This is a genomic window from Candidatus Neomarinimicrobiota bacterium, assembly GCA_034716895.1.
Taxonomy (GTDB): Bacteria; Fidelibacterota; UBA8477; order UBA8477; family JABMPR01; genus JABMPR01.
The window spans coordinates 1-24,393 of sequence record JAYEKW010000242.1; the positions used below are offsets into that span (position 1 = coordinate 1).

General features: G+C 43.5%; 10 protein-coding genes. All 10 read right to left on the bottom strand.

The genetic code is table 11. From position 1 onward, the window contains the following. The coding region (locus U9Q77_13340) for a LamG domain-containing protein (GenBank protein MEA3288340.1) at positions 1-6,003 on the bottom strand (6,003 nt) is incomplete at its 3' end. A gap of 367 nt (positions 6,004-6,370) precedes the next feature. Further along, a complete protein-coding gene (locus U9Q77_13345; protein ID MEA3288341.1) occupies positions 6,371-7,672 on the bottom strand; it encodes a tail fiber protein in 1,302 nt (433 codons plus the stop codon). 33 nt (positions 7,673-7,705) lie between these two features. Next, entirely contained in the window at positions 7,706-9,010 is a 1,305-nt protein-coding gene (locus U9Q77_13350) for a tail fiber protein (protein ID MEA3288342.1), read from the bottom strand. Positions 9,011-9,287: 277 nt separating this feature from the next. Continuing rightward, on the bottom strand, positions 9,288-9,659 hold the full coding sequence (locus tag U9Q77_13355) for a four helix bundle protein (protein ID MEA3288343.1): 372 nt from the start codon (positions 9,657-9,659) through the stop codon (positions 9,288-9,290). A 168-nt stretch (positions 9,660-9,827) separates the two neighbouring features. Next, positions 9,828-11,174, bottom strand: a complete 1,347-nt coding sequence (locus U9Q77_13360; protein ID MEA3288344.1) for a tail fiber protein — start codon at positions 11,172-11,174, stop codon at positions 9,828-9,830. Between the two features lie 15 nt (positions 11,175-11,189). Then, positions 11,190-11,435, bottom strand: coding sequence for a LuxR C-terminal-related transcriptional regulator (locus U9Q77_13365; GenBank protein MEA3288345.1), 246 nt, complete (start codon positions 11,433-11,435; stop codon positions 11,190-11,192). 308 nt (positions 11,436-11,743) lie between these two features. Further along, positions 11,744-13,453, bottom strand: coding sequence for a tetratricopeptide repeat protein (locus U9Q77_13370; protein MEA3288346.1), 1,710 nt, complete (start codon positions 13,451-13,453; stop codon positions 11,744-11,746). Between the two features lie 125 nt (positions 13,454-13,578). Beyond that, positions 13,579-20,745 (bottom strand): LamG-like jellyroll fold domain-containing protein, encoded by a 7,167-nt coding sequence (locus U9Q77_13375; protein ID MEA3288347.1) that lies wholly within the window; start codon positions 20,743-20,745, stop codon positions 13,579-13,581. Positions 20,746-20,946: 201 nt separating this feature from the next. Continuing rightward, complete coding sequence (locus tag U9Q77_13380; protein ID MEA3288348.1) at positions 20,947-23,565, bottom strand: tail fiber domain-containing protein; 2,619 nt, start codon at positions 23,563-23,565, stop codon at positions 20,947-20,949. A 493-nt stretch (positions 23,566-24,058) separates the two neighbouring features. Then, positions 24,059-24,393 (bottom strand): FlgD immunoglobulin-like domain containing protein (locus U9Q77_13385; protein ID MEA3288349.1); only part of this gene is annotated, 335 nt, incomplete at its 5' end.

Sequence of the window (24,393 nt, forward strand, 5' to 3'; positions counted from 1 at the left end):
CAGGGCATAATCAACTGGATAGCTGACTTGAGGTAAATAACCGATCCAGTTCCAACCGCTTGATACAGCGATTGTATCCAGTTCAGGGTCAACTTCGTACCCGACAAACATAAGTGTATCTGATTCAGCAATTTTTAGCTGATACATACTTTCATTCCTGATTGTATCCAGCGTGCCGACCCAGTCAAATCCATCCACATACATGGAGAATGAGGTTTGGTCTTTAATCAGATCATTGCCAGTGAGATTCATGAACTGAGTCACGGAATTCAAGGACATATCCTCTTCGAAGAGGTTCATAGATATCCAGTTCCAACCATCGGAAAAAGCCATATTAGAAATGATCTTACTGGTAGCTGAAATGGTCTCAGGGTTGGTCGGTGTTCCGTATACTGCATTGGCTTCGAAGGTGTAGTATTCTTCGATCCAACCCAATTCCCGACATTCTGATGCATCCCAAACCCGGAACGAGAGTTCTTCACCACTGCTCATATTGCTATATGGGGTGAGGAATAATTCGTAGGGGTGAATATTGGGCATATCTGCCAGGCCTTCCATGTAGATAAGCTCAGCAACACCACGCAATTCATCTCCGACAAAGACACCGATTTGGTCATAGACATCGTCTGACAGTTCACCGTCGGTGAGGAGATTGGCCGTAATATTCATTGAATACTGAAAATCCGTCGCATCCACAGCCCATTGCGGTTCGTAGCACAATTTACGAATATCCACAATCAGTGGCTCATCGCCCATGGTTCCGGCGGCGTAGAGCGTCGTGGAGTGTTCACCGAAATTCAATCCTTCCACAAGTGATATTGAAATATCTTGAGAAGACCCCGGAGTTAATGTGCCTTCGGTGGGTGTTATGTTGAGCCACGCAGGTAAATCAAGCGGTTCACCGCTGGCGATAGCACCTTCACGTCCGCCAATCATTGTCCAACTTCGGTTGCTTCCACCATTATTCTCAAGCTGCCGGGTGGTGGAATATTCTTCATCCACATACATCACCACATTATCAATATTCGTCCCGGTCCATTCAATTGGATTACGGTTTACATAAAACTCCCAGACAATCGGTTCATCCGTAGCCCGCGTATTCCCGTAACTATCCTGCAAATTATGGATCTCTGCACGAAAGATCTGATTCTCAATGAACGTGTTCTGAACATTCGGTTCAAAGGTTATCATGTTATATCCGCAGGTGTAGGTGTAATCCATGGGGTTTCCTGTCTCTGTATTAAACAGCATAATATCCCCAGCTCCCGGGCTGATCTCTCCACATGCTACATCTTCATTCAGTGTAACACGGATTAGATCATCCGGACCTAAAATACCATCCACCGGTTCCGGTAGCCCCAATACCATGGGTGGGGATCGGTCTATTAAACCCCTCGACACTAACGATGTGCCTGGATATTTTCCTCCCGTACACTGGGCTTGTGACCGAAGTTCATACTCCCCATCAATAATGATCGAAGGACTAATGTTAAACGGCATGAGCACAAAATCATCTATGAGAGTATCTGTAGAAACCGAATACGCTGTAAACCAATCACCGCCGGCTGCTGAACGATATTGTAAATCAATATTCGTTGTGAAAGAATCCGGCGGGAAGGTGTATCCATCTACCGTAACCCACAGTGTATCACTATCATGTGAACTGTCTAGCAGCCAGCCATCCTCTGGTGATGCTATATTCGACTCCGAACATGGCTCCTGGAAATGAACGGATAGTTCTATAAATGAAGTATTTTGTGGTTCGGTACCTGATCCAAATGCTCCGGCAATTTCATCTTCGCAGGGCGGGGCAAACTGGAGTGTGATTCCATCATAGTTATATTCATCCGAACCGCGATAAACAGATGCAGTTACTTCAATTTGAGTGCCGGCTTCAATCTCATAATCAACTCCTCCGGCTAACCCAGCTCCGGAAGCGGCTAGAAACGCTCCATCAGGGTTTGTTTCACTCAACACCGATAAACCATAGGTTTGAGGTTCACCAGTCTCACTGGAATTTCCTAACAAAAGAGTAAACAGAGCCGGTTCATCCGGAGGAACATCCACAATTAAATTCTCCGTTGAAGATATGGAGGCTAACTGACGCTTTACTGTTCCTGCTTCCCACGGGCAGCTTGATTGGCCACCGATGAGGTCAAATACCGGCATTCCCCAGTAAGGGTCGCTTTTTACTGTAAAGGCAAATCCATCTCCGGGGTCGTCATCATCCAAAACAAATCCGATGGTTCTGGACAAGGTTGCATCCGTTGTTTCAGTTACTTCTGCGGTAGATGTTCTGGCATATCCAACATTCAAATCCCAACCGGCACCCATTATATCGAAGCCGGTCTCCATGAAAAACTCTTGTGCATTTGTAAACGAAACTGTGTTACTAATGGAATTGCTAACTTCAGTTGAATAGCTATACTCAAGACTGGCTCCCGCATCGAAGGAGATATTACTGCTGGCTTCCCCATCGGCGCCCACCATTAAACCGGCATTAGGAATTGCGTTTGCGATGGCGATTGAATCCTGATCAAGAATCCCCTGCCAGTAATTGTAATTCGCCAAGGCATCTTCATCATCATTAATGATGTATATCTCCCATAAATCCGGCATCAGAACATTTTCGACATAATATTTACTGTGCATATAGGTAGAGGTTACACCGGTAGTATTTACCGTAATTACCGTATCTATTTTTACGGTGGCATCTGTTGAGTCATACCATAGATAATGTGCCAGTCCCATATCAACGGTATGGCCGCCTCCGATAAATACGGTGGCATCATCACCGGTTATCCCATCACCGGATGTTGAATAAGTCTCCGATGTGGTCAAGCAATTACAAGTTTCATTAACATTCGTGGCTGTTGCACTCCATGAGAAATTAGCGCCAATATCAAATTTAACCCCGATCTCTGTAATTATACCTACCTGAACACCAAGGCCAGCAGTAGTTACAATTTGTTGGTCAGTTCCTAAGTGCAGAGTATTATTCATATGTCCTGCGTGTTCAATGGAATTTGATGTGCTTGTCGTATAACAGATAGTCTGATCCGATGTCATATAAGTAGTACTACCATCACCTGGAGGTACCCGAAGCACATACCACGGCATTTTTGAGGTTGTTGTAGAAAAGTTAACACCGGGTATCGTCTGGTCTCCTTCAATAAAAGCCCATAGATTGGTGGTGGCGGATCGTCCAAGTGAATCCATCACGACAATTTGTAAATTATTCTGGTACGGATGTTCTCCGCCAGACAATAAATTCACTGCTTTGCCTGTAAACTGAATATGAGGTACTCCTTCTCCTTCCAACTGTACAGCATAGCTTGTATCCGATATATTATCAAATACTTCCATATCAAACGATTGAATCATACAACGATTCTCACCATAAGGTTCATAGACTTCAAAAGCAGCCTGATAAATTTCCCGCTGCTTGAGTATGAGTGGAAAATCTTCCGACTCATATTCAGATTCAGGTAGCTCAATAAACTCTACCATGGGCGGTGCACGATAGATAAAATCTCTTTCACGATCGCTGTCTGCCAAAGAAATCGTATCTCCCACAAAAAATTCATTAATGTTCGGGTCAGGATGATTCACTGTGAGATTATAAACCAAGGGCGGTAAATCCGTGGATTCGTACATTCCTGTTTCTTCGTTCGGGATTACGGTCCGTTCTATGCACCCATTCACGGCGGAAAATGTTACCGTAATCTGTCCCTGACTTGGCGTAATGGGAAATTTGCACGATCCACCCGCCACATAACCATCCACTTTGTATGTCGTTTTATCGTCAAAGAATATGCCGGCGATTGGCTGCACAATCATCGGTAATTCAATCAACGGCGGTAAAAATTCATGATCCTCAAATACAGGGGTAAGAATATTATTGCGACTTCCCGGTTCAAGTTCAAAGATGAATTTTCCATCCGAATCAGTCCGAATCGGTGGAATGAATGATTCGCCATTCAATAGTATTTCCACGCCTTCCTGGAAACAAGCCGTATTCTCATAACGGACATACCCGCTTATGGGGATTAGCGATTCATCAGTAAAGTTAACAAAATCAACGGATGTGTTGGAATTATTCAGCGTTACATTACGACTCTCCGGTTCATAGAAGTGATGATAGACCTCATTAAGCGGAATATCTTCGGTCCATACTCCCTCACTACCCTGGATGGTTCCAGTAACAAAATTTTCCGTCGCATCGGTTACTAAAACATCCACACCGTCGTTCATCCGCCAATAATTTGCTAAGCCGTAATTATCACTTTCCAACGATTGGTTCATCGTACCGGTAACTTGTTCCGCCGTACGAGTTAAATCCCAAAGACGGAACTCATCTAACCATCCGTCGAAATAATTTGCCGATAAATCAGGTGCTTCCCTGCCAATAACAATTTCTGAGTGGTTGGGGATAACGACGTCAGAAGAAATTTCACCTTCGTTCTCGCCATCTACATATAAAATAAGAGAAGCGTTAGAACCGTCAAAACTTACTGCATAATGATGCCATAATTCATTGTTATAACTTTCCGATGAAATGATGCTTGACTCAAAATGACGAAATTCAACCTCACCGTTTTCAGTCAACCCTATAGAAAATCTATGATTACCATCGCTGGGATCTACAGCAGCAAACATGGTTTGCTCCGTTTGCGCCACAGTTTTAAACCACCCTTCCATAGTGTAGTTTGTGGTTACATCTACGCGCTGCGCCTGAAAACTGACGTAATCATCTTCACCGTCAAAAATAATGGAACGTCCGATGGAGGTTTCTTTGGACGGTGAGGCGGCAAAGACCGTTCCGCTTCCGTAGTAAATCCCGCGGATGATATAATTTCCCGTCGTATCCGTCAGTGCACCAACAAAAACGGGTGCCGTTAAGGCATCGTGTTCAATCCCGCAGATGTTTCCGTCAATATCACCGTCTGTCATATCAAAAATGGTTTCACCTTCGGCTTCATCAAATTTCCAATAGGCTGCCAATCCGTATTCTTCGCCGGATAAGGTCAAATCCATATATTTACGGATGTCTGCCCATGCCCGCGGAGTGCTCCAGATACGAAAATCATCCAAACGACCGGTCAAATATAAATGGGGAGAAATTGGACTGCGTTTACCCAAAATAATTTCTGCATTATCATTAATGGCATCTCCACCGATGGTGTGCCTGATAAGCGCCCCATCAATATACATGGTCATATCTCCGCTATCGTAAACAAGAGCCAAATGATGCCAATCGGATTCATCTCCCGTTTGGGTATAAGGATCTACCGATACCAATTCCGTGCCGTCTCCACCCGCCACAGCACTATGCTGCCAGCGGACCTTGCCTGCTTCGGTGAGTTCGATTAATACATAATGGTTTGCCGTGGCAGAATCCACCGCCGCAAAAATTGTTTGCTGCTCCGTATGCACAGAACGGAACCACGTTTCGATACTGTAATCGCCGGCAAGCCCGCCAAAAAGCCGGTTGGCGGATGTGCTTTCATCAAAGTAATAGATATAATTATTTCCGTTGAATTTTGCCGATCTTCCCATGTTCGGAATCAGCTTGATTTTGGTGTCAATTACAGGATTCCCACTGGGTGTTGCTACTGAACCGGTAATCACACCATTGGCATTTAAATAGCCAACATTATCTGAGCGATGGCTCTCACCCATATCATTACTTGTCGTAATGCCATAGGTATAGTATTCACCGGGAAATACATTGTAATCCAAATATTGCGTTTGGCTTAAAGGCGTTTGTGTCAACACATAATCGTTTCGAAAAATGGTAACCATATCGCTGGTAACGGGGGGGCCCGTACGGTCACCTTCTACAAACCATTCTACCACAACCACATCCTGATAATCACCATCTGATGCTTGCACTACAGGCGGACGCGGTTCTGCCAAATAGGGTGCCCAATAACCCATGGCGATACTGTGGTTGTAATAATCAGTCGCCGAACTTATAAAGGACTGTCCTACAGTCAACATTGCGCTATAATTATTACTCTGCACCGATTCCACAGGCGAATATGTTCTTACCGCTTGGGGAATGTTATAGGTCGGTTCACACCTTCCTTGAGCAAATATACTGGAACCTGCGAACAAGCAGAGTGATAACGATATCGCTATGGTTATGTGCGTGTGTTTCATACTAAACCTCTTGGTTAATTATTGCTTTCAAATTTTCCCGCTTCACCATTTGTACTTCTTACCTGAAATATTGATGTCTTTTTGAGGTGAATAATGCTTGAGATTCTTCTTCGATCCGATACGTTCCACATCGGGATCTCCGCTGCACTGCGATAATTCATAACTCATAATTCGTAATTCACAATTCATAATTCCTAATTCGTAATTAATATTTGATTATGTAATTCACCGCCATATACGGATGTAAAATATTGTGGGTTGAATCAGCACCTGTCAAACCCGTATCTTGAGCTGGTAGGGTCACAGAGTGGGCATGTCCCCCCTCACCATGAAAAAAACTATGTTCACTTTCAAAACCACGGGTGTTAACATCCTCATCAGGCCACGGACCAGTACTGTTCAAATCACTATGTTTTTTGAATGTTTTTCCAACCATAGTATGAGTATGGGACCCTCCATAAGAAGAATATATTGAAGGTGGGTCCACAGTGTGTAGATGACTTGGCATTTCATCTTCAGTTAATGTATGTGTTTCTGTTCCGCCCCTTTCTCCAAGCGTATCAAACGCTGTAATGGAGCTATTAAATCCTTTAACACCTCTGCTCCGCATATCAGGAACTTTGAATGTCCCGACACCGGAGCCATAGCTTGTGCCGATAATTTCGTATAGATCGGTATATTCGGAGGTGGAGTATTCGCTGCCGTCGCAGAGCAACCAACCGGTAGGTAGGAAGTCGTTGGTAAACATTAACATCGAGCCGGGGAAGGCACCCAAAGCAGTTGCACCGGAAATAACCACACCTTCTGCATTAATTTCCATTTTTAATGAATCGCCAACATAGAATTTCACCGAGCCAACTCCGTCACCATCGGCATCCACTATAACAGCGGCATCAGCATCCGACCTGACATGGCTGGCAATTCCGTTGAAATCACCGGATACCAATCGACTGTTATCTGCAAATTTTATGGCACCTCCGCTTTCTATGTTAAAATCTCCAGCTGCATCTACGCTAACTCCGCCACCACTGCCATCTACTTTTAAAAGGTCAGTACCGGCTTCATTGGGTACAATATGCAGTCCGGCTTGGGGGTTGCTTGTGCCCACACCCATATTTCCATGGGACGGAATTACATTGTGTAGCCCGCTCATAGACATAGCAGCCGGGGCTTTCATTAATTTCATCCGCGGCTCAATTTCAGGGTCTGTTCCTACTGTAATCCCTAAATAATAGGTGGTGTTAAAAGGAATATCCAGTGGGCTTACGGTGCCCAACTCAAGATTGAATACACCGTGGCGTATTTGCACTTCACCGATGGCTTCTTCCCATACTGGAGTTCCTTCAACAGCTTGTTCATATAATTTGAGTGTGAGAGGGTAGGTATCGTCTTCCACCGTTTTGCCTAAAGGATCACGCAGGACACCTTGAACGCTGATAGTTTGAGCACTGATAACGGATATCAACACCATCATGAATGTCATTAATTTTATTTTTCTATTTATCATGGCTATTTCTCCACTTTTAATTAATTCAATAAATTAGTATTTGATTATGTAATTCACCGTAGCATAGGGATGTAAAATATTATGGGTAGCATCACCACCTTTGGGATCAGTATCCCATGGAGAAAAATCTACATCGTGCCGATGATCACCAGCATACGGAAACTGAATATCTTGTAAGGTGGAGTGTACATAGGGTAAGCTCTGCATGTTCCCTGGATGATTAGCAGATACTTCCCAAGTATACATATTTCGTGCATACGATGTATGTCTATGGGATCCACTCGCAGCAACTTGTGCTGTTGACATATCTACTGAATGATTGTGATTGGGCAATTCACTTTCTATCAATGAATGGGTTTCTTCCCCTCCGGTTTTCCCTACTTCATTAAAGTGTGCATTTGTTTCGTCATACCCCATAATATGTCGGCTTCTCATATCCGGGACTTTAAATGTTCCAAACCCTGCACCATATAAAATATCAATCACGGCAAAAAGATCGGCATATTCTATGGTGCTGTATTCATTTCCGTCACATAGTAACCAGCCGGATGGCGCCACAGCACCTGTAAACATAATGGTTGTACCTGTGGGAAAGCCAAAATTCGTTTTGCCTGCAACGGAAACGCCACTATGGTCAATGACCATTTGCAAGGAATCCCCGGAATAAAATTTTATTCTACCGGATCCATTTCCGTCTTCATCTGCTGTAATTATGGCATCACCATCTGTTACCACACTTGCAACTGTTCCGCCAAAATCGGCACTATTCAATTGGCTGCCGTCTTCAAATTTGAGAACACCGCCACTTTCCAGATACAAATTACCTGATGGATCTACCCTTATAGTTTTACCCGCTTCATTTTCAATCTTCAATAGGTCATCTCCTGCTCCATCCGCAACAATATGCAGACCGGCCTGGGGATTCATGGTGCCGATGCCGGCATTCCCACTCGATGGGATTATATTCTGTGTTCCCACCACAGACAGGGCTGAGGGAACTTTCAATAGTTTTAAGCGAGGGTCCATTTCAGGATCTCCATCAACCGAAATACCCAGATAGTAGGTCGTATTAAAGGGAACATTATTCAGAGAATTTACCGAACCCAAATCAAGGCTGAATACACCATGTATGGTATAAACGCTACTTTGACTTTCCTGCCAAATTTCAATACCACCTGCTAATTCCTCATATAATTTGAGTGTAAGATTGTAATAGCCGTCTTCTACGGTTTTCCCCAAGGGATCACGCAAGACCCCCTGCACACTGATGGTTTGCGCACTGATAAGGGATATCAACACCATCATGAATGTCATTAATTTTATTTTTCTATTTATCATGGCTATTTCTCCACTCTAATCAATTACGAATTTTCAATTACGAATTACGAATTTTGATTCAATAATTCGTAATTCGTAATTTGTAATTGATTTTTTTTGTTTTTTGATTCGTCCCGAAACGTTCCGCATCGGGATCTCCGCTTTGCTTCGATAATTCTTAATTCTTAATAAGTTTTTGTTTTTCATTCTTAATTCGTAATTCGTAATTGATTCCATAATTGGTTTTTGTTTTCAATTCGTAATTCGTAATTCGTAATTCCTAATTCGTAATTGATTCCTAATTCGTAATTCTTCTCGTTTTCTTCTTCATTGTTGATTGAATACTCCCAATGATTTTCAATAGTTCATCACACTCATCAAGAATTGAATCCGACATTTCAGGTGTTAAATATTCAGACTCTCGAAGCAATCGTAACCAATAACGAGTTTCTCTTGCCTCTTTGTATGCAATTGTCAATTTATGGATAAAATCCTTGTCTGACGAACCACCCAGCGACTCTTCAACATTGGCTCCAATAGAAGTTCCACTGCGTAAAATCTGTTTTGATATTACAAATTCCCGTTTCTCTTCAGTCAGATATTTATACAATTTGATAATTCGCAACGCAAAGGAATACGATTTCTGTTGAACTACATTATCCTTCTTCATCTCTTATCCAATTTGTAATTCATAATTCGTAATTGATTCGATAATTCGTAATTCTCAATTCGTAATTGTTTTTTGTTTTTCATTCGTAATTCTCAATTCGTAATTGTTCTCATAATTCGTAATTCGTAATTCGTAATTCATAATTCATAATTCATAATTCATAATTGACTAGTATTTAATGATGTAATTCATCGTAAGATAAGAATGCATAATATTATAACCGGTATCACCACCTTTTGAGTCGGTGGTTTGGGTGGGAAAACTTAAGGTATGCGAATGATTTGGTGCAGTAGAAGTATAAGTATGATTAGCCCAGCTATCATCTGAATTGACCATATTATCTTCTATATACGAAAAAGGAGCTTCACCACTGGAGAATTCTGCTTGTTCCCCCCACACATGAAAAAAATAATAATCGTTCTGAGGGTTATCATCAGTATGATTATGTTCACCCAAGTAATTTGTTGATTCACCTTGTGCTGGAGAATAATGACTGTGTTCCGGCATTTCATCTACTGTTAGGGTGTGGGTTTCTTCCCCGCCGGTTTCGCCTAATGCATCAAATTTAACATTGGCGGCATCGTAGCCCATGTCTCCTTTGCCTCGCATGTCTGGTACCATAAAAGTACCTGCACCAGATCCGTAAGTTGCTCCAATCATATTGTATAACATAGGATATTCTGCGGTGTTGTATTCAGTCCCGTCGCATAGTAACCAGCCATCCGGTGGGGTAATGCCGGCAAACATAACCATTGTTCCAGGATAAGAACCGCCAATCGTAACCCCGGAGGTAGAGACACCATCATCTTCGCTAATTTTTAGCTGTAATGAATCATGAATAATAAATTCCAAACGCCCGTTCCCATCCATGTCTGCATCTGTCCTAAAGGTTACATCACCATTGGATTTAAGAGCCGTCGCTGGTTCGTCAAGAATAGAACTGGACAATTCAGTTCCATCAGCAAATTTGATGACGGCACCGCCTTCCAAATATAAATCACCAAAAGAATCTACTTTTATTCCTTTACCGCTTTCGCTTTCAACCTTAATCAAGTTGTCGTCAGATTCATACGTTACAATATGTAATCCGGCTTGGGGATCAGTTGTGCCAATGCCGATATTTCCAAGAGATGGAACCATATTTTCCGCACCACCCACAGACAATGCCGAGGGAGCCTTCAAGAGTTCAAATCTGGGTACCATTTCCGGGTCGTATTCAATGGTAAGCCCGAGATAATAGGTCGCTGTAAATGAAATACCCGTTAAAGGGGTAACGGAACCAACATCTAAATCAAAGACACCGTGCAAAACATGAATATCCGTTTGGACTTCCTCCCAAATGGCATCCGTGCCTTCGGCTTGTTCATACAACTTTAGGGTGATGTCGTAATGACCTTCATCCAGGGTATTGCCCTGGGGGTCACGCAAGACTCCCTGAACGGAAAAGGTTTGTGCAAAGACGGTGCTGGCCAGCAAAATAATAATTAAAAGTGGTTTAATTGTATTTGAGATCATTATTGTATCTCCTGTTTATTGATGATTTATTTCTAATAAATATAGAGCTGTTATGATTGTTTCTTCCTTTTTCAAACCCATTTTCTCCCGGATTTTTCTTTTTCGGGTTTCTACGGTTCTGATTGTCATGTTTAGTCTTTTTGCAATACTTTCTGCGGAAAATCCACGGCGTATTTCCTTGCAAATCGTTACTTCATCGTCGGTGAAACAAGGGAAGTGACTCTGTATGGCGGTATCTTTTTTTCGATTTACTTTTATCATAACATCTGTAATGTATCCTTATTACAGGTGTTTTTTGCTACTGCATTTACTACGCATTTTGTTTTTGTGGTAAGCTTCACGTCAAGACTGATTAGCGAAGATATGGAGAGAAAAAGGAATACTTTATTTAGGTTATGAGGAAATTATACCAAATGAATGTCCATTCGGTCTATACTATTTTGACTGAAACAGAGTAGACCCTTCGACAAGCTCAGGGTGACAGGCTTGCGATACATAGACTGTTTGGATTTAGAATTGGGATTATACCAATTAATATGCACAACGCGTAGATAAACAGAAATTGTAGATTACATATCTTTTATCAAATGTGAAAGATTATTTCCTTTTGTCAATTTCATTTTTTTTCGAAGACGGTATCGTCGGCTTTCAACACTTCGGATAGATATCCCCATAAGTTTTGCAATATCATTCGTGCTCATATCCAATTTTAAATACGCACAAAATTTAATATCTTTTGCTTTCAGCATGGGATATTCTTTGGATAGCTTTCCAAAAAACGAAGGAAATATTGTTGAAAATTGTTCTTCAAAACTGATCCAATCTTCTTCGGAATGTAGTGTAGAATCGGTCAATGAATATAGACTATTAAATAGATGGTCTTCCTTTTTAGCATCTAAAATATCATATAAATAATGTATCTCATGATTGACATTTGAAATAAGATCATTCTTTTGGACCAAACACATCGCTTTATTAACCAGCTCTTTCTTTTTTAAATCTAACTGTTCGCTGATCGCTTTCTGCTTATCACTGGCAATTTGTCTCTCTTTCTCTGTTAGCTTCTTATTTTGTTCGTATCGTCGGTATAACATCCATATAAGTAAGAAGAGTAAAAATCCGGTAATTATTGCAAAATTACGCTGTTGCTTTGTCGTGTTCAGCTGGGTTTCTTTTTCCCCCAATTTCTGTTTATGCATGGAAAGTTCCAGCTGTATTTCCACCTGTTCAAGGGAATGGCGAAGTTCAGTTTTATATCGCGACTGGATCGCGTGGTTGAGTTGCTCATAATACGATAATATTTTTTCCTGCTTCCCCAAATCTTCATTCAATTCGATGAGTTGATTTAACACCGTAATATTTAGTTTGACAAACCTATGTTGTTCTACAATTGGAAGCGCTTTGTTGAGATATTTTTCAGCAGAATCCGCCACGCCTTCCGTTTCATATATCTCCGCCAGCCGGATGTACAATTCTGCAAGATATTTTGGGTTGTAATCAGAGATGAAACTCTCCTCCGCCAGCCGAAAATGTTCAATAGCTGTCTGTTGCTCATCCATCTTAAAATAAATATCTCCCATAGCCTGAAGCGACAAACCTCTGGAATTTCCCGCACCTTCCGTAATCCCAATATCAATTACTTTTTGATAATACGCCATTGCTGCTTTCATCTGTCCCATTCGGAGATACAAACCACCTATATAGTTATATGAATGTGCAATGAGGTAAGGTTGTTTCCCATATCGTACTCGTAATTCCAGAGCTTCATTAAAAAGAATCATTGCCTTATTAAAATCATCTTTTTCTATGGCAATAAGAGCAAGATTGTTAACAATGGTCGCTTCCGGGTACAGCTCTTCCCTTTCAATAAATATCTCACGGGCTTTTTGATAATGTTGTTGTGCCTTGCCATACATTCCCTGCTGAAAATAAATATTCCCAATATCATTATAAAACCACCCTGTTTCCAGAATACGCCCGGCATTATTATAATAGTCAAGAGCACTTATATAATATTCCATGGATTGTACTTGCAGTCCTTGTTTATTAAGAATGCTTGCTATTTCAAGATGAGTTTCGGCAATAATACTATCCGGTAAATCTGCTTTGGCAAATTCTACCAGTATATAAAAAGCTTTCCGCAGAGCATCATCCGGTTGGGATTCTTTCATAATGATTATGGAATCCAGCATGGCTTCAGGATTGATTTTGTCTGCTTGTTTTTCCGCGTGCAAGGATATGACGAAAGAAAGTAAGAATATGACTGGTAATCCGCTCACGCCTTTGATTGTTCAATAGTCGTGCCAGCATCAACTATTCGGTTGTCGTGTGATAGCTGGAGGTTGAGCCTGCCGAAACCGGGTTCCTTGATCAGGACCGGAATTTCGGCAGGCTCAGTGTCCTTTTATTTTAACATCAACATCTTCTTCACTTCACGGAAGTTGCCGGATTGCATAACAACGAGGTAGATACCTGATGTCATGGGTCGTCCTGTTTCATCAAGACTGTTCCATTCCACAAAGTTATAACCCGCCTGCATATCTTTATTTACCAGGGTACGAATCTCCTGTCCCCGGAGATTGTAGATACGGATACTGACATGTCCATCCTCGGGTAATCCAAAGCCCATGGTTGTTACAGGGTTAAATGGATTGGGATAATTCTGACTTAAGCTGTAAGTGTCAGGGATGTATCCCGCATCTCCAATGCCAAGAGGGTGTAAAGTTAGAGCGAATGGTTCATCTACAGTGCCCAGCATCAGGTTGGCTTCAAAATCAACTGATTCTTCCATGGACCAGATAAAATCCTCGCTGGCATCATAGTATCTGAAACTGACTGCTTCCCCATTTTCATTTCCATAGACCATGAGAAAGACCATGTATTGATCCAGGGCTTCAATAAAGACAGGTTGACTGATACCGCGACATTCATCACCAACAAAAGCAGCGATCATATCAGTGGAGTCAGCATCTTCAATCAGACTTTGATCAATACTAGCTGTCATGGTCAGGTTGTACTCAAACAGGTGGGCATCAACATTCCACTCAGGAGCATCTTCTACCAGAAGCAACTCGCCCTGAGTTTTCGTACCCTGGACACCCTTAGCTAACAGCGGTGGATCATCATCCTGAAGTTCAGGATAAACCAGATCACCACCATTGTAAGAATACAGGAGGTAACCCAATTGAGGATTCATAAAGTGGAGTGAACCAACCCATCCCAGACCTTCCACAAACATGGCAAAGGTGAACTGACTCTTGATTACATCTCCGGAAATAGCATCCAGTGATTGCAGGGCTAGATTGACATCCAAACCACCTTGGGGCATATAGCTGACCCAGTTCCAACCGCTGGCTACTTCGATGGTATCCAGCTCGACATTAACAGCATAGCCTACCATTTCCAGGGTGTCTGCTTGTGACAGGCGAATCTGATACATCGAACGATTGTTCAGGGTATCCAGTGTTCCAACCCAGCCAAAATCATCGACGTACTGGTTAAAGCTGGTCTGACTCTTCACAAGATCACCAGAGGAAGCATTCAGATTGCCCAATACCTCATTTACAGACATATCGTCATTCTGCAGGTTAAGTGAGAACCAGGTCCAACCCACAGGATAATCCAAGGACTGAATCACCTGACTGGTAGCCGTGATACTGGCTGGAGATGTGGGAGAACCGAGAATGGTATTGGCTTCGAAGACATACGCTTCTTCTACCATACCTAACTCTGTACACTCTGTAGCATCCCAAACGCGCATGGACAGGGCTTCACCTTGAATTTCATTACTGTATACTGTGAGAAAGACTTCGTATGGATGAGGACCACCGAGTTCAGCCAATTCAGGAATATATTCCACACTGGCAACGCCTCTGAGTTCGTCTCCAACAAAGACACCGACACGGTCAAACTCATCAGCTGATAACTCACCATCTGTGGAGAGGGTAGCAATCAGATTCATACTGTATTGGAAACTTTCAGCAGTGACCTCCCAATAAGGTTCATAGCAAAGTACGCGAATATCTATGGGCATAGGCTCATCACCCATGGTTCCACTGGCATAAATATGCTGAACATACTCACCGGCGCCGGGCTGATCGCTCAACTCGAAGGTGATGGTCTGCATGCTACCTGGTGTGAGAATGCCTTCCAGGGGAGAGACATCCATCCAGGCGGGGATATTGGTGATATCAAAAGCACGGTTGCTACCGCCATTGTTCACCAGTTGCCGGGTTGTCATAAAGGTTTCATCATCATAGATCACGATATTTGAGATATCGGTACCGACCCATTCGATGGGATTACGATTCACATAGAATTCCCATTCGATTGATTCGATTCGCTCATTTCCATAGATATCAGTCAGGTTATGGATCTCGGCTCTCAAGGTCTGATTCTCGATGAAATGATTCTGAATATTGGGTTCAATACTGATGACATTATCACCACAGGTATAGGTAAAATCAACTGGATTGCCAGTTACTGTATTGAAAAGTAAAATATCACCAGCACCAATATTGATATTACCACAATCGATTGACTCATTGAGGGTTACCAGAATCTGATCATCTGGTCCCAGGATACCATCGACTGGAGTTGGAGCACCCACAACCAGCGGACCGGTGCGGTCAATAATACCCGTAAGGATCTCAGATCTACCAGGTACGAGTCCGGCTTCACAAACTGCGGAAGCTCTGATCTCGTAGGCACCATCCAGGATGATATCCGGGCTGATATTCCAGGGGATCAGGTAGAAGTCCTGGGTAAGACTGTCAATGGGAATACTGGCTGCAATGAACCAGTCGTTTTCGCGGTTTTCATCATCTACCAGGATTATTTCACCTGAATGATCATCCACTATCTCCTCCCCCTTGGACAGGCTCAGGGTTCGGATCTCGGGTTGGCTGCCTGGCAATCCGCCACGCAGGGCGGAATCTACAGCAAGCGTTTCGGTACTCATCTCAATTTGACCATGCACGGATGATACAGGGCCAGGGTAGTATGGTCCCATGCGCAATGCACCATCAGGGGTAATCATATTTTCATTCATGGGTCCTGATAAGGCTGCGGCAGCCAGAACGGGTCGGTACTGCAACTCGATATGGGTCAGGTTGCCATCTGTGTTGTCATATCCATTCAGGGTGACCCAGAGGCTGTCTTCATCGCCGCCAATGACCAGCCAATTGTCTTCTGGTACGGCGATATTGACTTCGCTACAGGGTACTGAATACTCCACAGAGAAACTTAGCGCATCAGTTATTTGATCATCGCACAAGGATACGAGCTGCACTTCCATATCGGTATAGACATACTCTTCAGGTCCTCGGTCTATTGTGAGGGTTACTGGTGTTTGTAAACCGTATTCCAGAAAGATGGGGAATTGATCAGCAAAAGTGATCCCGTTTATGGCAAATACAGCACCGTAGGGATTTGTTTCCTGTGAAATTACAATTGCATAGTCGCCATCTTCTTCGGTCTGACTGGTATTTCCAAGGAGAAGTGAGAATACAGCAGGTTCATCTGGTGGGATATTAATAGCAAGGGTTCCATCACTTCCCAATTGAACACCTTCTCGAGGAGCTGTATTGGGCTCCCAGGGGCAACTACTAGCACCGCTTACTGTTTTGAACACTGGGGTTCCGTAGACGCCATCCCAAAGCACATCCACACTAAAGAAATCACCGACGTCACCATCAGACAAAACGTAACCAACTGTGTTTGTATTCGTGGTTTCAGTTGTTTGGCTTTCACCCATGGTAGTTTGGGTTGAGACTTTCACACCACCTGATATCCCAACACCATTCACTTCAGCACCAACTTCAAGAGCAACTTCAGCACTAATTTCCATTTCAAAATCGAGGGTCAAGCTTGAAGTAGTTTCATCAGTTTCTGAGAATTCAAAAGCTCCGGTTGCACCATCAAAGGAATAGTTGTGTTTGAATATTGCTGCTGATTTTAAGTCATTGTTGCGATCGACAACTTGCTGCCACATTTGCGCTGAGGCTGTATCACCAATGGTCCATAATGAGGGAATCACTGCTCCAAGAATATGGCTCTCACTATAGATATAGGTCGTTTCAAACCCAATGGGTGCCATGATAATATCCTGAGAAATAAACGGGACACAATCCTCGCCTATCTCCAGAATGTCAGTGACACCATAAGCAATATTCATGGCGCCTCCTATAAAGACGTCTCCCCCTTCGCCCACTACTGCAGCATCATCAGAAGTTTGGAATGTCTCTGATGAGGAAACAGTCCAGGTCTGCTCATGATAACTTCCGGAATTGATATTAATTCCCATTGTGGCAGTCATATCCATGGTAGTTTCTACAATAACATCGGGGATTCCCCATGCTCCTGCTGAAACAATCACATCTACACCCATATGAACACCGGCAAATACTTCAGCTCCAGATCCACGATTCATACCCATACTAAAACTATATGAGGATGAGGTTTCCTGTGAAATGTACGAGTAGCTCTCACCCCCAGGTGGATCCCTGAGAATTAAAAGGGGAATTTCAGGTGTGGCTGTGGTGAATACACTTTCACGGGGACGATTCCCCAACACATAGGCCCAATCTACCGTACTGACACTCTCGTTGGTTTCAGAGTTAGTGGCAATTACCTGTAAGCTCTTTTGATAGGGGTGTTCACCACCACCAAGGATATTGGGATAACCTCCACCTGGAATCGTATAAGTTGCAAAGCCATCCATAAAGTTAATATCTGTGTTACCAGCATCCCCCATCTCATCAACAATGAGTAAACTACCTGAATCAACTGGACATGTATTGGTATCACCGCTGCTGAAATAGGATTCAAAAACTTGGATATCAACCGTGACATCGACCAACTCCTCCATTATAATTAATCCACAGTCATTGGTTGGAAAACCAGACACCAAGACCTCGGGTGAGGCTTTATAAATGAAGGTTTTACTGGCATTTCCATTCTCAAGGGAAATGGTATCACCCGTAAAGAATGCATCAATAGCAGGATTGGGGTGATCAACTGATATGTTATATATCTGGGGAGGTAGATCTTCTACCAGGAACTCACCCGTATTTGCATCTGGAACTACTGTCATCTCAAGACATCCGCTAATACTGGAAATAGTTACAACAATTTCTCCCTGTGAAGGCGTGATGGGAAATTCACAACTACCACCCACGACTTTACCCGATAGATCAAAGGTTTTCTGATCATAAAAGGTGATACCTGTTATGGGCTTATTAATCGTTGGTAACTCAATAAATGGCGGTACAAAAGTATGATCATTCAGGAGGGGTGTTAGGATAGCGCCTGTGCGGCCAGGTTCAAACTCAGCGATATATTTACCGGTTGCATCTGTCATAATCGGTGGAAAATTGGGTTCACCATCTACCAGGATTTCCACACCAGCAGCAAAACAATCGGTATTTTCAAAGCGCACAAATCCACTGATGGCAATTTGTGAAACATCTGTAAAATCGACCCGATCAACAGCTGTGTTACTGGGATTCAGGATGGCTTGACGACTCTCAATATCAAAGATATGGGTAAAATATTCGTTGAGGGGGATATCCTCGATCCAGGATTCGTCCTGAGGATGCATGAGGACACCACCATTATTATTACTCGTAAGATCCTCAATGATCTCACCATTACCTTCATTTAGATTCCAATAAGCTTGTAGACCCGATTCATCCCCAACTAAAGTTTGCATCATGGTCCCGGAAACCTGAGTGTCAATGCGACCATAGTCCCAGACTCTAAACTCATCAAGCATACCTATATAATAGGCAGAACTCACATCAGGGGCTGCTCGGCCAAGCACAAATTCAAGTTCTTCTGTGATGAAACTTGCTTCCTGAGTGGTAGCAACTGCAACGGCATCCACATAAAGGGTTACATCCACACCATCATGGGTGGCGGCAACGTGGTGCCAGATTTCATCATGGTATGATGTAGCACTGGCAAGATCAAATGAAACTGAAGCGTTGTGGGTCAACTGAATCGTTCCATCAGCCAACATTTGAAGCTGTGTTTTTACAACACCATCGGCTGGATCAACTGCTGAGAACAGGGTTTGATCCTGTCCCCCAGCCGTTTTAAACCAGCCTTCAATGGTATAACCCTGAGAAAAATCCAGACGTTTGAAATCAAACTGAAGAAAATCATCCACGCCATCAAGTAAGAGTGCCCGACCAATAGGGGTTTCTTTAACAGGGGTCACATCAAAGGTTGTTCCTGCACCGTAATAGATACCACGAATGGCATAGTTTCCATCGGCATCAGTCAGTCCACTGACCCAAACCGGTGCTTTTTGGTCGGTCCGGGAAACGCTACAGATGACACCATCAATATTGTTAGTGGTCAGGTCAAATATTTTGGTTCCCAGTACTTCATCAAATTTCCAGTAAGCCACAAGTCCAGCTTCTTCACCATTCATGGTGCGCTGGTCATTCAAACGGATGTCTTCCCGTTCTCTGGCAACATCCCAGAAGCGGATATCGTCCAGGCGACCATGGAGGTAGCCGGAATTATCCTGGGGGGTAAATTTACCCATGCCAATATTGGCAGAACTGAGGATAGGATTCATTTCCGGCATGGAATCGATGAGATTGCCATCTACGTAGAGCATCATTGCTTCAGATGAGTGGGTCGCTGCGAAATGGTGCCACTCCAGGTCATTAAACGAATCGATGGTATGTAATTCTGCCGGGCTAGCTGCGCCGGCTATAGCACTGTGAGTGTAACTGACCTGTCCTGAGGCATTTAAACCAACCCAGACGTACTGATCCCCGGCTCTGGCTCCAATATCTGTCAGGGAGATAAAAGTTTGGATTGATGCATCAGGAAACGCTCGGAACCAGCCTTCAACCGTGTATTGGCTGTCAATTGGCAGGGTGGTTAAGGAATCAAATACTACAAAATCTGATGTACCGTCAAATTCAAGAGCGCGACCCAGATTCGGGGTGAGACGAACCTCTACATCGGGAACAGGTACAAGATTTGGTGTGCGTACTTTACCTAAAATGAGACCATTGGGATTTAGAAAACCTACGTCTCCCTCGGTATAGCTATTCCCATAATCGTTGTCGATGACCACTTCATATTCATAGAATTCACCAGGAAAGACATTGTAATCCTGATAAGCGGTCTGCTCAACGGGGACGGTGGTTAATAAGGTTCCATTGCGATATAAACTGGCCAAGGACCCTGTTACCGGTGAGCCCTGGTCATCATCCGTAATTTCCCAGGTGACTTCGATACGGTCATCGTGATCACCATCAGTGGCGGTTACGCGTGGAGGAAAGGGTTCGGTCTCATAGTAGGTCCAGAAACCCCAGCCGGGACTGGTTTCGTTGACGTATAGGTCGGTTGTTCCCACGGCTGAATTGAGCACGTTGAAACTTGACTTATTTGTGTTTGATTGACCCTCAGCGAAGCCATTGACGGTGCTGAAATCATAGACTGACCACTCAGGCTCACACTCATACTGCGCCAGGAGTGTTGATGATGGTAACAAACCAGCACCAAACATAAGCACAGTAGCAATTGATATTAAAAATCTATTTTTCATACATTTACCTCAGATTGAAGACGAAAACTAAAATCAGTTAACCGTTCTAGTGATCTTGGAAAAGCGCCTCTCGCAGAGAGTTGAAAGAGGGAACGGCAATAAATATTACTGTTAGCCATTGTTTTTACTGCTGTTGCTATTTTTCTCATGCGTGGTTCAATACTTTCTCAAGTTCACTAGTTTTGATAATGTAAAGATCTGTTAACGGTTATTGTTTTCCAGGCTTGCTTCAACTTGGGCAAGTCTATCCATCAATGCTTGGATGGTGGCTTGCTGGGATTCGATCTGGCTTTGTTGTTCCTTGATGGCTTCAACCAGGACGGATGAGACTTCAGAGTAGCTGATGGTTTTATAGCCATTTGTGTTATCTACCACAATTTCAGGTAAAACATCTTCCATTTCCTGAGCTACAAAGCCATAGTGCAAGCGAGTATCCGGCGTGAGCCCATTGGGGTGAACCTGATTCCAGTTGTAGCTTACACCACGCATGCTCATAACCTTGTTCAGCGCATTGACAACTGTGTTAATATTTCTTTTCAAACGTCGATCACTATTTTGTCCTAAAGAGCCAGCCATCCAGGCGTTCCCGTTCGAATGAAATTCAAAAACCGTACTGCCATTATATTTAATTTTGCGGAAAGCTGTATTGACCCTAACATCCCAGACTGAATTAGTATTTTGCCCCATCCTAAATATAGGTTCGCCTGCACTGATCAACTCTAGATCAGCATTGGGAGCTGTGGTTCCAATCCCCACTCGACTTTTGAAATAACTAGGTGTACCCGAGTAGCCACTTAACTGGGTGACAGTAGTTCCACTACCAGTTCTGATACTCACCAGACCATCACTGCCAGACTCTTCAACTTCAAATATCTTCGAATCTGATGCGTGGCTTGAGTGAACATTTAAGAGTGATCCATCTCCATCAGAATCAATTGATAATTTTGCATCTGGAGCGTTATTATTAATACCTACATTGCCACCTTCCTGTATCACTAAACGGTCTGAACTCCCCTCCTGGATGAGGAAGCGATTTCCTCCATAGTTCCCCATGCTCCACTCGCTCCCGCCATCTGTATCAGTAAATTTCAGATAGGGTTGAGAGGCTAATATATGAAGAGGATAATCAGGAGTAGTTGTACCTATACCCAGAAAGCCATTAGTTCCAATTGTGACCCGAGTGTTCCCATCAGAATCATCAGTCCCAATCGATCTAAAATGCAAGTTACGGCCGCTATAAAAATCTATATAGTTGTCGCCGGCAGTTCGCATGAGCCTTAAACGATCCTCAAAATATGAGGCACCGACTACATGGAGCATGGAAGAGGGTGAAGTGGTACCGATACCTAGATAACCAGTGGCGGTCAATCTCATGTGGTCCCCAGAGGCAGTACTCCAAAATTGTAAGTCATCAGAACCATCAGGAGAGTAGATGAGGTTTCTACCCGTTCCATCAGATTCAAATTCTATCCCAGCCTGGTCATCATCAGAGCGAACCACAATGCGTTGGACACCTGGTCCATCCACTTCCAATTGATATGCTGGAACAGAGACACCAATACCCACCTTCGACATAAAATATGAGGGTGCTCCAGAATAGCCACTTAACTGGGTGATGGTAGTTCCACCACCCGTTCTGACACTTACCCGACCATCAGTGCTTACCTGCTCTACTTCAAATATCTTCGAATCTGATGCGTGTCTTGAGTGAACATTTAAGAGTGATCCATCTTCATCAGAATCAATTGATAATTTTGCATCCGGAGCGCTACTATTGACACCTACATCACCGGCATTGGTAATCACCATATCCGTACTCACGCCCGTTTTAAACTGTATATCTCCTGTGCCATCTTCATCGCTGTCTGCTGTGATGATCGCGCTGGCAGAATTAGCAACTGAGGCAGCTGAGCCACCAAGTTCGGCAGAAGCCAATGAAGTTCCATCTTGAAAAATGAGCACGCCGCCGTTTGAAATTTTGAGATTACCGGCTACATCTAAAAGTTCACTCGGTGCATCTGTTCCAATCCCAACATCACCAGCTGCTGTTAAGGTCATTTTATTTACGTGTTCATTATCATCTGCTGTTGCCGACCGAATATGAAATGAATGGGCATTGTTGTATTCGAGATAGTTGGCACCCTCCCGCATCATGCGAAATCTATCGGTAACAGAAACAACGCCCTCCACACGGGCTGTTCCAACCACATGTAATGATGCAGTAGGGTCTGTAGTACCAATCCCAACATTACCACCTTCTTGGACAACAAGTCGTGCATCCGTTCCATTCTCTGAAATCAGGAAGCGATCTGTCCCATAATTACCCATGAGCCAGGAGCTACCACCGTCGGTGTCTTCAAAATTGATGTAAGGAAGCGCACCATTCAGTTCAAACATGGCTTGGGGGTCAGTAGTACCAATTCCCACATTCCCAGTTGAAGGGAAAATATTGCTTGAACCTGTTACCGCATTTGCAGCGGGGGAACTCTGGAGTGGCAGGCGTTGAGAGATCTCAGTACCATCATCAACCCTGATCCCCAACCAGTATTGTTCTGTAAAACTCAGAGAAGCCATTGAGCTACTCTCTCCCAGTTTTTCTGAGAAGACACCGTGGGAGGTGGTAACTGAGCCATGAGATTCTGACCAGAGTTCTGATCCACCAGTTTCGGCATCATAAAGCTTAAAAACAACGGTATGGCTGCCATCAACAACTGTCCGGCCGGCAGGGTCACGTAGAACGCCCTGGACTGCGATGGTCTGGGCCAGGATTGTTTGACTCACAATAGTAATTAGAAAAATCAGTGTGGATAAACGTTTCATTTTTAAGCTCCCTACTTAATGGTGACTGTGAAACAACATTCTTTTCTCATCCCCTAGCATCTCTGGTTACAGCGTAGTGTAACTGTATATAGGATATATTTTGTCATGTATGTTAATTTGTAACATGCTAGTGTCAACTGTTATTCATGTATTATTTTGTCTCTATTTAGTTTTGGAATTAGAAGTGATTTTTGTCACGTGGGTTTTTTGGGGGGCCGGCCCCTCGGTACGATTCTGGCAAAAGCGCCAGAATCACTCGGGGACCTGCTGCTGAGTGATTGGAGGTTGAGCCTGTCGAATGCTGGGATCTTTGCCATGCCAGAGTCCCCCCACTGCCCTGCGGGCATCTCCCCCGAGGGGGAGAAATGTCATGCCATTATGTGAATTTATGGCAAAGTAGATAATTGATCAGATGTATGTATTCCCCCTTCTGAACTCAAAATAAGAGTACCTGTTCAGGGGGGAGGGTTGGCCCTCAACCATGCAGTTCCAGTTACTTCAACATCAATATTTTATGGACTTCGCGGTAGTTACCACTTTCCAAAACCACCAGGTAAGTGCCTGAGGCCATGGGTTTTCCTTGGTCATCCAGGCTATTCCATTCCACCTGATGATAACCCTGAAATAAATTCTGATCCACCAGGGTCCGAACTATTTGATTCCGTAAATTATAAACGTTAACCTTGACATGACTGACTTCAGGTACTCCAAAGCCTATTGTGGTAGCTGGATTAAATGGATTGGGATAGTTTTGATCGAGGGAGAATGTTTGAGGCAACAGCTGATCGCGATCAACATTAACCGCTTCAGATACTTTTATCGCGAAGG